Annotated in this window: 11 protein-coding genes; all 11 read left to right on the forward strand. The window is 56.0% G+C overall.

The genetic code is table 11. The annotated features are described in order from the left end of the window. Positions 1 to 234: 234 nt before the first annotated feature. From tssB to vasI, 11 genes are read left to right on the forward strand one after another with little or no spacing between them, the layout of a single operon-like run. Positions 235 to 741 (forward strand): type VI secretion system contractile sheath small subunit, encoded by a 507-nt coding sequence (tssB, locus tag OGV83_RS17070; protein ID WP_058668096.1) that lies wholly within the window; start codon positions 235 to 237, stop codon positions 739 to 741. Between the two features lie 19 nt (positions 742 to 760). Continuing rightward, positions 761 to 2,245 carry a type VI secretion system contractile sheath large subunit gene (gene tssC / locus OGV83_RS17075; protein ID WP_058668095.1) on the forward strand — a complete coding sequence of 495 codons (1,485 nt, stop codon included), beginning with the start codon at positions 761 to 763 and terminating at the stop codon, positions 2,243 to 2,245. A gap of 8 nt (positions 2,246 to 2,253) precedes the next feature. Next, positions 2,254 to 2,679, forward strand: a complete 426-nt coding sequence (gene tssE / locus OGV83_RS17080) for a type VI secretion system baseplate subunit TssE (protein ID WP_125337101.1) — start codon at positions 2,254 to 2,256, stop codon at positions 2,677 to 2,679. Then, positions 2,679 to 4,511 (forward strand): type VI secretion system baseplate subunit TssF, encoded by a 1,833-nt coding sequence (gene tssF / locus OGV83_RS17085; RefSeq protein WP_200026891.1) that lies wholly within the window; start codon positions 2,679 to 2,681, stop codon positions 4,509 to 4,511. Before tssE ends, tssF begins: the two co-directional genes overlap by 1 nt. After that, positions 4,478 to 5,521 (forward strand): type VI secretion system baseplate subunit TssG, encoded by a 1,044-nt coding sequence (gene tssG / locus OGV83_RS17090; RefSeq protein ID WP_134769063.1) that lies wholly within the window; start codon positions 4,478 to 4,480, stop codon positions 5,519 to 5,521. The genes tssF and tssG overlap by 34 nt, the downstream gene beginning before the upstream one ends. A gap of 16 nt (positions 5,522 to 5,537) precedes the next feature. After that, entirely contained in the window at positions 5,538 to 6,824 is a 1,287-nt protein-coding gene (gene tagH, locus OGV83_RS17095) for a type VI secretion system-associated FHA domain protein TagH (protein WP_058669120.1), read from the forward strand. 23 nt (positions 6,825 to 6,847) lie between these two features. Then, entirely contained in the window at positions 6,848 to 7,354 is a 507-nt protein-coding gene (tssJ, locus tag OGV83_RS17100; protein ID WP_375379923.1) for a type VI secretion system lipoprotein TssJ, read from the forward strand. A gap of 2 nt (positions 7,355 to 7,356) precedes the next feature. Continuing rightward, positions 7,357 to 8,700, forward strand: a complete 1,344-nt coding sequence (tssK, locus tag OGV83_RS17105; protein ID WP_248623392.1) for a type VI secretion system baseplate subunit TssK — start codon at positions 7,357 to 7,359, stop codon at positions 8,698 to 8,700. Positions 8,701 to 8,704: 4 nt separating this feature from the next. Next, positions 8,705 to 9,514 (forward strand): type IVB secretion system protein IcmH/DotU, encoded by an 810-nt coding sequence (icmH, locus tag OGV83_RS17110; RefSeq protein WP_227657306.1) that lies wholly within the window; start codon positions 8,705 to 8,707, stop codon positions 9,512 to 9,514. Positions 9,515 to 9,525: 11 nt separating this feature from the next. Beyond that, positions 9,526 to 12,276, forward strand: a complete 2,751-nt coding sequence (gene tssH, locus OGV83_RS17115; RefSeq protein ID WP_286460149.1) for a type VI secretion system ATPase TssH — start codon at positions 9,526 to 9,528, stop codon at positions 12,274 to 12,276. Next, positions 12,273 to 13,004: a type VI secretion system-associated protein VasI gene (gene vasI, locus OGV83_RS17120; protein ID WP_134769068.1), complete on the forward strand. Its 732-nt coding sequence runs from the start codon at positions 12,273 to 12,275 to the stop codon at positions 13,002 to 13,004. Before tssH ends, vasI begins: the two co-directional genes overlap by 4 nt. The last annotated feature ends 4 nt before the right edge of the window (positions 13,005 to 13,008 follow it).

Here is a 13,008-nt window from a genome sequence, read left to right on the forward strand (position 1 = left end):
ACGCCACTGGCTTACGTTGAGTCTCATGTCGTCGTATTTTATGACAAAATCATACCCCTGTTTTATTCGAAGAAAAAGATCTTTTAAAATCTCTTTTATTGAGCGTAAAATGCGAAGCGAGAAAAGTGTGAAATTTATCTTTTACTGCCACTGAAACGGCATTATCAGTAATTTTTTTGTAGTGACAAACATGCTGTGTTCATGGCACGAACGACAATCTGATGGACTATTCTTATGAGCAGCAGAAAAAATGACAGCAGTGGCAGTATTGCCCCTAAAGAACGTGTAAATATAAAATTTCAACCGAAAACGGGAAATCAGACAGCAGAAGTGGAACTCCCGCTTAACCTGCTGGTGACTGGCAATCTGACCGGTGGCGCGGATGATATTCCGCTGGACGAACGCCAGCCGGTTGCTATTAATCGTAACAATTTTAACGCCGTACTGGACCAGGCGGGTATTGGGCGTGATTTTACGGTGCCCTCTGCGCTCAGTGAAACCCCTGATGCACGTATGTGCGTCAATCTGAAAGTGAAAGCGCTGGCCGATCTGTCACCGGACAACATTGCCGCCCAGGTGCCGGAGATGCGCAAAATGCTAGAACTGCGCGAAGCGCTGGTAGCGCTCCGGGGGCCAATGGGCAATATGCCTGCCTTCCGTGCGCAGCTTCAGGCACTGCTTGCTGACGAAAAGAGCCGCGAACAGCTGATTGCGGAGCTGGGCCTCGCGGGTCGGAAATAACTTGTACAAGGATTTCAGTATGTCAGAGACCACCTTACCGGAAGCGCTCGCTTCTACATCACCTGTCGCCACACCCTGCCTGTTGGATGAGATCATGGCGCAGACCCGTTTTAAACCGGCGTCAGAAAGCTACGATATCGCCCGTCAGGGTGTGACCGCCTTTATCACCGCACTGTTGCAGAATGATGATGAGGCAGAGTCTGTCGATATTCTGGCCGTCAACGGCATGATCGCCGATATTGATACGCGTATGGGACGCCAGATGGATCTGATCCTCCATGCCCCGGAATTTCAGGAACTGGAGTCATTCCTGCGTTCGCTGAAACTGCTGGTTGATCATGCCGATCCGCGTGAAAACATTAAAATTCACATCATGCACGCTACTAAGGACGAATTGCTGGATGACTTTGAATTTGCGGCAGAAATTACCCAGTCAGGGTTCTACCGGCACGTCTATTCCAGCGGTTTTGGTCAGTTTGGCGGTGAGCCATTTGCCGCAGTGATTGGCAACTACGCGTTTGAGAACACCGCCGCGGATATGAAGCTGCTGAAATATATCAGCGCCGTCAGCGCGATGAGCCACTGCCCGTTTTTGTCTTCTGTATCGCCGGAGTTCTTTGGTCTGGATTCGTTTACCGAACTTCCTGGCATTAAAGACGTTGCCGCCATTTTTGAAGGCCCGGCCTACACCAAATGGCGTTCGTTGCGCGAGTCCGAAGATTCCCGCAATCTCGGCCTGACGGCGCCGCGTTTCCTGCTGCGCCATCCTTATGCACCGGAGGAGAATCCGGTTAAGAGCTTTAACTACCATGAGGATGTCAGCAAAAATCACGAGCATTATCTGTGGGGGAATACTGCGTTTCTTCTGGCGGCGAACATGGCCGAAAGTTTCATGTCCACCAGGTGGTGTCCAAATATCGTCGGTCCACAAAGCGGTGGTGCGGTAAAAGATTTGCCGGTGCATTTATATGAGGCAATGGGCCAGCTTCAGGCCAAAGTTCCCACTGAAATTCTCATTACCGACCGGCGGGAGTATGAGCTGGCAGAGCAGGGCTTTATTACTCTTACAATGCGTAAAGGCTCTGATAATGCAGCATTTTTCTCCGCAAACTCGGTTCAGAAACCGAAAGTTTTCCCCAACACTGTGGAGGGTAAAGAGGCCGAAACCAACTACAAACTCGGTACGCAGCTTCCTTATCTTTTCATTATCAACAGACTGGCCCATTACATCAAAGTGCTGCAACGCGAACAGCTTGGCTCATGGAAAGAAAGGGGCGATCTGGAGCGTGAGCTGAACGGCTGGATACGCCAGTACGTGGCTGACCAGGAGAACCCGCCTTCTGACGTGCGCAGCCGTAAACCGCTGCGTCAGGCGAAGATTGAAGTCTCTGATGTGGAAGGTGAGCCAGGCTGGTACCAGGTAGCCCTGAGCGTCAGACCCCACTTTAAGTATATGGGGGCATCATTTGAGCTGTCCCTGGTCGGTCGTCTGGACAAGGAGTAAGCGTTGTGATCACGGAACGGGAGTTCGGGGGCAGTCTGTTTGAACGTATCGGGGGGGCGGAAAAACTGCCTTCACGCCAGCACCTAAAAACGGAGTTGTTGTATTCTGTACGCGATAACCTGCGCAATATCCTCAACACCCGTTCCGGTAGCTGTCATGGTTCGCCGGAGCTGGGGATCGCTGATTTTAACGATGAGTCACCTGAACGCCAGAACATCCGGGAATGGATGGTTCAGGCGATTCAGAACTGTATTCTGCGTTACGAACCCCGGATATCGGATGTGGTGGTGACAGCTGCCACAGAGGATCACCATGCGCCACTGGAACTGCGTTTTCATATTGTGGCGTATCTGGATTTCAGCGACAGACAGGATGTTCTGGAGTTTGACATTCTGCTGGATAATCACCAGCACTGGTGCGTGGAGTCAGACTGATGGCCTTCGAAGAGCGTTATTACCGCGAGGAACTGGATTATCTGCGTCAACTGGGCAAACTTCTTGGTCGTGAAAAACCTCATCTTGCCCGTTTTCTGGCTGAGAAAGAGGGCGACCCCGATGTGGAACGCCTGATGGAGGCATTTGCTTTCCTTTCCGGTGGCCTGCGACAGAAGCTGGAGGATGAGTTTCCAGAGTTTACGAACGGGCTAATCAACATGCTGTGGCCCAATTATCTGCGTCCGGTGCCTTCAATGGCTGTGGTTGAATACAACCCCGTTGCGACACAGTTTTCTGCGCCTGTTCAGGTTTGTCGTGATGAACTGATTTGCTCAGGCCCGATTCGCGTGACGTCATCGGGACGTAAGATCCTGGCCGGGGATGATGTTACCCCGTCTCCTGTCTGCCATTTTACCCTGGCACGTGATACTTGGCTGCAACCGTTACATATTCGCGATGTGCGTAACACCAGCACGCTGAAAAAAGGATACATTGACATTGATTTTTTCACCGAAGGTAGCGTCTCTCCCGACACACTGGATCTGAATAAGCTCACTTTCTGGCTGGGAAACGGAGATGACTATACCCGCCAGCAACTCTATTTATGGTTCAGTGAGCGGTTAATGGATGCGGAACTGGTGGCTGGAGAGCGGCGTATTCCACTACCGGATTTGTGGCTGAATGCCGCCGGGTTTGAACGGGAAGATGCGTTGTTGCCGTGGCCGAAAAACGTCCATAGCGGTTACCGCGTGCTTCAGGAGTATTTTTGCTACCCGGAGAGCTTTTTCTTCTTTCATTTGCAGGGGGGCACGTCGCTACCGGCAGATTTCCCGGTCGGCGCGTTTACACTGCGTTTGCATTTTAATTTGCCATTGCCTGTGGATATCAAGCTTCGCAAAGATTCATTGCGCCTGTACTGTACGCCGGTGGTGAATTTGTTCGCCCACCATTCTGAGCCTGTCAGGCCGGACGACAGTTCACCGCAATATGCATTACGGGCCAGTCAACAGAACCCGGAGCACTATGATGTTTTCCAGGTGAAGACGGTTTCCAGTAAGGTTGCAGCGTCGGATGATACTCCTGAGCCTGGTGAAATAATACATATCTGGCCCGAATTTGAAGGGTTTCAGCATCAGATTGAATACAGTCGGCAGCGTGAAGTCGTCTACTGGCACCACCGCACCAGAAGCTCCCTGTTTCATCGTGGTCTGGAGCACGCCATTGCCTTTGTCCACGCGGATGGCAGCCAGCCTGACTCTTCCCGGCTTAGCGGTGAAGTGTTCACTGCCTCGCTGGTCTGCACTAACCGGATGTTGCCTGCATCACTGCATACCGGTGATATCTGCGTTCCTGTTAACAAAAATCCGGCGGTGGCGTCGTTCAGCAACGTGACGCGCCCGACCCGTCCGCTGTATCCGGTGACGGATGGCGATATGCACTGGTCGCTGATTTCCTGCATGAATCTGAACTACCTCTCGCTGCTGGACCGGGAGGCGCTGATCCAGGTGTTGCGTACCTTCGATATGCCGGGTATCCACCATCCACAGCAGGCGCGGCTTTCCTCACAGAAGCTCGATGCCATCGAAAAAATGGAATCCCGCCCGGTTGACCGTCTGTTTAAGGGGGTGCCGGTTCGCGGTCTGTCCACCACGCTGTGGATTAATCCCGCCCCCTTTGTCTGTGAAGGCGAGATCTACCTGCTGGGTACCGTGCTGTCATACTTTTTTGCGCTGTACGCCAGCATCAACTCATTTCACTGCCTCAAAATTATTAACACGGAAAGTCAGGAGTCCTGGGAATGGCAACATACAGGTCAGCACGCCCTGATGTAGGGGAAACGACACCGCTCCCGGATGTGCGCGGGATGAATTTTTATGTGCTGATGGAGTCACTGTACCGCCGGTATGGTGAGCCTGATCGCGAGCCATCCCTGCGTACCGAACCGGAGCAGGAAGTGGCGCTGTTCAAATCCGATGCCAGTATTGCCTTTCCGGGTAGCGACCTGAGCACGCTTGAACGCAGTGAAAGCGGGCAGTTTATCCTGACGACAAGATTCCTGGGTTTTTCCGGCAGCCAGTCACCGCTGCCCGGCTACTACCTGGATCGAATGGCGCGGGAATCCGCGCAGAATGAGGAGGGGCTGAAAGGGTTCCTCGATCTGTTCAGCCACCGCTGGACGCAGTTTGCCTATCACGCCTGGCGCAAGTACCGCTATTACATCTGTTTTCGCAACGGCGGAACCGACACTTTTTCACAGCGGATGTATGCTCTGGTGGGCTTAGGTAACCCGAGCGTGCGCGACAGACTCGCTATCAACCACAGCAAGATGCTGGCCTACGCCGGGATACTGGCAACACCCGGGCGCTCGCCGGATGTGGTATGCAACCTGATCAGTCACTGCTTCGATTTGCCGGATGTCAGCATCGAAAACTGGCAGTTGCGTAAAGTGCCCCTTGATCCTGCACAGCAGAACCGGCTGGGCGTGCGTAACCCGAAACGGAAAACAGCCGGGTATGTGCCAGGCCGCTCGGTGATTGGCGTTAATTTTACCCTCGGTGCCAGAGTGCCGGATCGCAGTGGCAAATTTCTGCTACGGCTCGGCAACCTCTCAATGGCCCGCTACCTCTCTTTTTTACCGGATGGGGAAAACCACCAGGCGCTGACGATGTTTATCTCCTTCCTGTTACGCGATCAGTTCGCCTGGGATTTGCAGCTTGATCTTGCGCCGGATCAGGCGAAGGGAATGCGGCTGGGCGATCGTTTCCGATCCTGCATCGGACGCACGGCGTTTATCGGCCAGCCGAAAATGCCGCCATCCGTCACCCTCCACATCAGGGATTAATTTTATGGAACCGCAAATGGCTGAGGAAAAAACGCACACTCCCGTACTCTCACTGACGCTACAGGTGATGAACGGCAATGAGCTGGAGAGCGGACGCGCCGCAAAATGTCTGTTTACCGCCGATGGCGGGGATATCGGCCACGCGCCCGCCTGCCACTGGCCGGTACAGGACAGGGCCGGCTCCGTCGCCGATCGTGCCTGCCAGGTGGTGATGCATGATGGCACATTTTGTCTGAAAAGCCTGGTGCCGGGGCTGATGATTAATCTGGCACCGGTGTCCACGGATACCGGGCTGGTACGCCTGCGTCAGGGCGATGAAGTCGTTCTGGGGTCGCTGGCGCTGAAGGTATTTATCCACAATGGAAAGCTGGTCAGCTACGGCGAGCAGATGGCGGCACCGGAAACCATCGTCACCAACCGTGACCGTCTGGCAGACGCGCTACTGACGACGGACGGCCAGCCAGCGTATCCGGGAATGCCCAGGATGCACCAGCTTGCAGATACCGTGGTCAACAGTTTTTCAGCCGATCCGCTCCAGGCGCTGCGGACAGAAAGCCTGACCGTGGCGGGTGATCCGCTTTCAGGGATCGTACCTGCGCGATCTTCTGTTCCTGACAGGGATGGTGTGATCGACACTCCGTTTATGGATCTGCCGCCACTGTATCCCGATCCCCTGGTCGGACAGGATGCGGCGGCGTCCCTGGCAGACACCGCACAGCTTCATCTTGCGGTGACCCCGCTGTTGCGCGGGCTGGGCGGCTCGCTTGCCGTACGTAACTCACAGGATGCCGACGATTTTCTGGAGGAAGCGGGGCGGACGTTGCAGGCGGCGATAAAAGGGCTGCTTGAACTACAGCTGCGTCGTAACAGCCTGTCGGACAAGCATTTACGTCCGCTGGAAGATAATCCGCTGCGCTTGAATATGGACTACACCACCGCGCTGGACGTGATGTTTGCCGAAGGTAAAAGTCCGGTACACCTGGCGGCACCCGCTGCCGTTGGCGAGAGTTTGCGTAACGTCCGGCATCACGAGGAAGCGAACCGGGCCGCGATTGTCGAATCGCTGCGCGTGTTGCTGGATGCGTTCTCCCCGCAGAGCCTGATGCGCCGCTTTGTACAGTACCGGCGCAGCCATGAACTGCGAAAGCCGCTGGATGATGCCGGTGCCTGGCAGATGTACTGCGATTACTACGACGAACTGGCCTCCAGCCGCCAGCAGGGATTTGAAATGCTGTTTAACGAAGTTTATGCCCAGGTGTATGACCGGGTACTGCGCGAGAAACAGCGGGAGCCGGAAGCATGACAGGACGTTTTTTTCGTTCCTGCATGGTGGTTGTGCTTTTCAGTCTCACCCTGACAGGCTGCGAAACGGTGAAAAAGCTCGGCCAGGTGATTAAGAACCCGGATGTTCAGGTCGGGAAACTGGCAGATCAGTCATCGGAGGTGACGGTCACGTTGCTGACCGAGCCTGACACGAATATCAATGCGAACGGTGAGGCGGCAGCGGTCGATGTGCAGCTTATTTATATGAGCGATGACTCGAAGTTGCAGGCGGCTGACTACGACACGGTTGCCAGCACGCCGCTGCCGGAAGTGCTGGGGAAAAATTATATCGACCACCAGGACTTTAACCTGCTACCGGACACCATAAAAACGTTGCCGCCAGTGAGGCTGAACGAAAAAACACAGTTTATTGGAGTCGTGGCGTACTTCTCTGACGACCAGGCTACTGAGTGGAAGCAAATCGAACCGGTAGAAGGGACGGGTCATCACTACCGTCTGCTGGTACATGTACGACAGGGCAGTATCGAAATGAAGAAAGAGGACAACTGATAATGGCGACCATGAAAAACAGGGTGATCTGGCAGGAAGGTCTGTTTGCCCTGCCACAGCACTTCCAGCAGCAGCAGCGTAATCAGGAATATTTGCTGAACCAGCGTATGAGTGCGCAGGATGATTTTGCTTGGGGGTTCACCTCGCTGTCGATCAATACCGAGCTGCTTGCCCAGGGGAAACTGATGCTGGACTACGCGACGGGCTGTATGCCGGATGGCACGGTGTTCAGCATCCCGGAGCAGGATCAACTCCCTCTGCCGTATCAGCCGTTCGATCTCTCCCGGTCCGGCAGTAACGATATTTACCTGGCGCTGCCTGTTATCAGCGATATCACCTGTGAAATCGAAGGACGCCGGAGCGCGGGACAGGGAACGGAGCGTTACCGCCTGACGCAGGCCGATATTCGCGATTTGCACTCCGATGACGGTGACGTGCAGCCCATCGCGCTGGGACAACTGGCACCGAAAATCGTCAGCGGCGCGGACGATCTCAGCGCGATGGTCACACTGCCGTTGTGCCGTATTCTCAGCCAGCAGTCTGGTGGCGCGCTGGTGATGGATGACAGCTTTATCCCGACCTGTCAGGCCATCCGCGTCAGCCCGGTGCTGAACGGGTTTGCCGGTGATGTACAGGGGCTTCTCAGCAACCGCGCCAGCGATCTGGCAAAGCGTATCGGTTCGCCGGAACAGAGCGGTATTGCGGATGTGGCTGAGTTTATGATGTTACAGCTGCTTAACCGCAGCCAGATGCACTTCACTCATCGTACTCACCTGCGCACTCTGCACCCGGAAACGTTTTATCTGGATCTGGTCCGGTTGCTGGGTGAGCTGATGACCTTTACGGAAGACAGTCGTCTGCCCTGTCCGGTGGAATCTTACGACCACCGCAATCTTACGCAGTCGTTTGATACCGTGATCCCGGAACTGCGCCGGGCGCTCAATACCGTACTGATGCCGCGTGCGCAAAATCTGCCGCTTCTCTTCTCTGACGGGTTTTATGTCGCCACGGTTAACGATCCGACCCTGTTGCGTTCCGGCACCTTCATTCTGGCGGTACGCGCGCGGATGCCGCACAGTCAGCTTATCCACCAGTTTACCCAGCAGTCAAAAATCGCGGCCACCAACAAAATCCGCGATATGGTTAGCGTGCAGGTGCCGGGCGTACCGCTGACGCCGCGAACCGCCGCTCCGCGCCAGCTACCGTACCATGATGGCTTTGTTTACTTCGAGCTGGATAAAGGCGCGGCGGCCTGGCAGGACGTGATAAAAGCCGGGGCGCTGGCGCTGCATATCTCCGGCACCTTCCCGGATCTGGGGATACAGTTGTGGGCGATAAGGGGTTAATACCATGAGCGAGCCGTTCGTTTCGCCCATTGACTGTCTGACCACAGGGAACCCGCCGGGACAGGTCAATACTGCGCCTCAGGTCGCGAACGAAAACCTTTCCGGTCGCCAGTACCGGCTGGCCCTGCGTGGTAACAGCATAAACCCGATGATTGACGCTGCCACGCCACTGTTGGGGATGGTGATGCGCGTGGACGGGATGAACAGTCAGAGTATGCCGGAACACCTTTTTGCGCAGGTGGTGACGGACGTTCAGGCCGTGGAGCAACTATTGCAGGAGCAGGGCTACGAGCCGGGCGTGATTGTTTCGTTCCGCTATGTTCTCTGCACCTTTATTGATGAGGCCGCGCTGGGTAACGGTTGGTCGAACAAAAATGAATGGATCAAACAGTCGTTACTGGTGCATTTCCATAACGAAGCTTGGGGTGGCGAAAAGGTATTCATACTGCTGGAGCGCCTGATCCGCGAGCCAAAGCGCTATCAGGATCTGCTTGAGTTTTTATTTCTGTGCTTTTCGCTGGGATTTCGCGGACGCTACAGGGTTGCTGCGCAGGATCAGGGTGAATTTGAACAGATATACCGCCGTCTGCACCATGTTCTGCATACCCTGCGTGGCGATGCGCCTTTTCCACTGCTGCATCAGGATAAAAAAACACAGGGTGGACGCTATCAGCTTATCAAACGACTGACCATCCGGCATGTTCTGGCTGGCGGTATCGTCGTGCTGGCGCTGTTTTATTTCTTTTATCTACTGCGGTTGGACAGCCAGACGCAGGATATTCTGCATCAACTGAACCGGCTGCTTGCCAGGTAAGGACACGACATATGATCCAGATTAATCTGACCTCTCTGGTTAAGCATCTTAACCCGTTTTCCCGGCAGGCGCTGGAGGCGGCGGCGGCAGAGTGTATGAGCCAGCAGGCAACGGAAATCACCGTGGCGCATGTGCTGTTGCAGATGCTGGCAGCGGTGCGCAGTGACGTGAGGGTGATTGCTGAGCGGGCAGAAATCGACACAAATGCGCTTCGCCGGGCGCTGACGGTAGAAAATTACGTGACGGCGCGAGCGACAGACAGTTATCCGGCATTTTCGCCGATGCTGGTCGAGTGGCTGAAAGAGGGCTGGCTGCTGGCCTCTGCCGAGATGCAGCATAGCGAGCTGCGCGGTGGAACACTGCTGCTGGCTCTGCTGCATTCGCCGCTGCGCTATGTCCCGTCTGCCGCCGCCAGGTTGCTCACCGGTATCAACCGCGATCGCCTGCAACAGGACTTCGGCGAGTGGACGCGCGAGTCGGCGGAGTCAGTCGTACCGGACGCTGGCGGGCAGACCGTCGGCACCACAGCCGATACCGGCGACAGTCTGCTTGGTCGTTATGCCAAAAACATGACTGCAGACGCCTGCAACGGCAAACTTGATCCGGTGCTGTGCCGCGACCATGAAATTGATCTGATGATCGACATTCTCTGTCGCCGCCGCAAAAACAACCCGGTCGTGGTCGGCGAAGCGGGTGTCGGTAAGAGTGCGCTAATTGAAGGACTGGCGTTGCGCATTGTCGCAGGCCAGGTGCCGGACAAACTGCGCGACACCGACATTATGACGCTCGATCTCGGCGCATTGCAGGCAGGGGCATCGGTGAAGGGCGAGTTTGAAAAACGCTTTAAGGGGCTGATGGCAGAAGTGAGTCAGTCACCGAAACCGATCATTCTGTTTATCGATGAGGCGCACACCCTGATTGGCGCGGGTAACCAGCAGGGCGGACTGGATATCTCCGGCCTGCTGAAACCGGCACTTGCGCGCGGCGAGCTGAAAACTATCGCCGCCACCACCTGGCGCGAGTACAAAAAATACTTCGAGAAAGACGCCGCACTGTCACGCCGTTTCCAGCTTGTGAAGGTGAGTGAGCCGACTGCGGCGGAGGCGACCATTATCCTGCGCGGCCTGTCGGCGGTATATGAGCAGTCCCACGGCGTGCTGATTGACGATGACGCGTTACAGGCCGCGGCGACGTTGAGCGAACGTTACCTCTCTGGTCGTCAGTTGCCGGATAAAGCCATCGATGTGCTGGATACCGCCTGCGCGCGGGTGGCGATTAACCTCTCGTCGCCGCCGAAGCAAATTTCGGCGCTGACCACCTTAAGCCACCAATGCGAGGCGGAAATGCGCCAGCTTGAGCGCGAGATCCGCATCGGCCTGCGGTCGGATACCTCACGGCTGACTGACGTTATCGTTCAGTATGACGAAACGCTGGCCGAACTGGATGAACTGGAAGCGGCATGGCACCAGCAGCAGGCGCTGGTTCAGGAAATTATTGCGCTGCGTAAGGAGCTACTGGACGAAACGGAAGCCAGCAGTAGTGAAGATATCACGCTACCGAACTCTGACGATAACGCCGCATCAACGGATGAACCCGTTGCAGAACCGACGGATGCGACACCTGGCATTCCTCCTGCCATCCGTCTCGCACAGCTAACTGCTGAACTGGAGATTCTGCACCATACGCAACTGCTGGTTTCTCCGCACGTTGATAAAAAGCAAATCGCCGCCGTCATTGCCGAATGGACAGGCGTGCCGCTTAATCGCCTGTCGCAGAACGAAATGTCAGTGATTACTGACTTACCTCAGTGGCTGGGCGATACCATCAAGGGCCAGGATCTGGCGATCGGGCACCTGCACAAACACCTGCTTACCGCCCGCGCCGATCTGCGCCGTCCGGGGCGGCCGCTCGGCGCGTTCCTGCTGGCCGGTCCCAGCGGTGTGGGCAAAACCGAAACCGTGCTGCAATTGGCTGAGCTGCTCTACGGTGGTCGTCAGTACCTCACCACCATCAATATGTCGGAGTTCCAGGAGAAACACACCGTTTCGCGACTGATTGGTTCGCCGCCGGGCTATGTTGGCTACGGGGAGGGGGGCGTGCTGACCGAAGCGATTCGTCAGAAACCGTATTCCGTGGTGCTGCTCGACGAAGTGGAAAAAGCCCACCCGGACGTACTCAACCTGTTCTACCAGGCGTTTGACAAGGGCGAGATGGCCGATGGCGAAGGCCGTCTAATTGACTGTAAAAACATCGTCTTTTTCCTCACCTCCAACCTTGGTTATCAGGTGATTGTCGAACATGCGGATAACCCGGAAACCATGCATGACGCGCTGTACCCGGTGCTGGCGGATTTCTTCAAACCTGCGCTGCTGGCTCGCATGGAAGTGGTGCCGTATCTACCGCTGTCGCGTGAAACGCTCTCCGTCATTATTGCCGGGAAGCTGGCGCGGCTGGACAACGTACTACGCGCCCGCTTCAGTGCGGAGGTGGTGATTGAGCCGGAAGTGACCGACGAAATCATGCAGCGTGTCACCCGCGCCGAAAACGGCGCGCGGATGCTGGAATCGGTTATCGATGGCGAGATGCTCCCGCCACTGTCCCTGCTGCTGTTGCAGAAAATGGCGGCGAACGTCGCCATTGTCCGTATCGTGCTGGGCGTGACGAACGGCGCGTTTACCGCTGACGTTGAAGATGCGCCGGATGACAGCCTTGTAGAAAACATGCAGTCAGAACCGGAAACAGAGGACGAAACCGTTCTATGAGCAGAATGCAGACGCTCTTGATCATGCTGCTGCTGCCGGGATTATTCCCCGGCGCAGTACAGGCGGAAACACCTGCGAAACAGGCGGTTGCCGTACTGCCGGGGATTGTGGTGCCGGAAACCTACGCACAGACAACGCTCAGGGCCATGATGGCCTGTCGCCGGGAGCCTGCTGCGCTGGAGCGTCTCGACTGCTATGACCATATCTTGGCACCGGAGCAATCCGGTTTTGATGGCGCGCTGGTAAAGGCCCGTTATGAAGGTGAAGCCTGGAAGCGGGCCTTCACTCAGGAAAAGCAGCGTCCGGACAATTCCACCACACTGATGATGACGCAGAGCAGCGGTGGAGAGCGGCCAACGGTAATTATCACCACGCCCGCCATCGGCAACGTGCCGCCGCGTCCGGTGCTGATGTTCAGTTGCGTGGACAACATCACCCGGATGCAGGTGGCGCTGACGCATACCATGACGCCTGACGACATCGCCGTCACGCTGAGCACCGACGCCGGACGTTTTCAGTCGCGCTGGTTTATCCGCGAGAACGGCACGCTGCTGGAGTCCAGCCGGGGCTTATCCGGCATTGACGAAATCAAACAGCTTTTCGGCGCAAAGACCCTGACTATCGACACCGGTACGGAAAGCGCCGCCGGGAAACTGACCTTTAACATTGACGGGCTGGCGAAAACCATCGCGCCGCTGCGCGACGCCTGCCACTGGGCAGGAGAGTAACACT

It is taken from the genome of Citrobacter sp. CK189, from assembly GCF_030333505.1.
Lineage (GTDB): Bacteria > Pseudomonadota > Gammaproteobacteria > Enterobacterales > Enterobacteriaceae > Citrobacter_B > Citrobacter_B koseri.

Coding starts and splice junctions, on each gene's coding strand:
- tssB (WP_058668096.1), top strand. CDS start 235: ATGAGCAGCAGAAAAAATGACAGCAGTGGCAGTATTGCCCCTAAAGAA.
- tssC (WP_058668095.1), top strand. CDS start 761: ATGTCAGAGACCACCTTACCGGAAGCGCTCGCTTCTACATCACCTGTC.
- tssF (WP_200026891.1), top strand. CDS start 2,679: ATGGCCTTCGAAGAGCGTTATTACCGCGAGGAACTGGATTATCTGCGT.
- tssG (WP_134769063.1), top strand. CDS start 4,478: ATGGCAACATACAGGTCAGCACGCCCTGATGTAGGGGAAACGACACCG.
- tagH (WP_058669120.1), top strand. CDS start 5,538: ATGGCTGAGGAAAAAACGCACACTCCCGTACTCTCACTGACGCTACAG.
- tssJ (WP_375379923.1), top strand. CDS start 6,848: ATGGTGGTTGTGCTTTTCAGTCTCACCCTGACAGGCTGCGAAACGGTG.
- tssK (WP_248623392.1), top strand. CDS start 7,357: ATGGCGACCATGAAAAACAGGGTGATCTGGCAGGAAGGTCTGTTTGCC.
- icmH (WP_227657306.1), top strand. CDS start 8,705: ATGAGCGAGCCGTTCGTTTCGCCCATTGACTGTCTGACCACAGGGAAC.
- tssH (WP_286460149.1), top strand. CDS start 9,526: ATGATCCAGATTAATCTGACCTCTCTGGTTAAGCATCTTAACCCGTTT.
- vasI (WP_134769068.1), top strand. CDS start 12,273: ATGAGCAGAATGCAGACGCTCTTGATCATGCTGCTGCTGCCGGGATTA.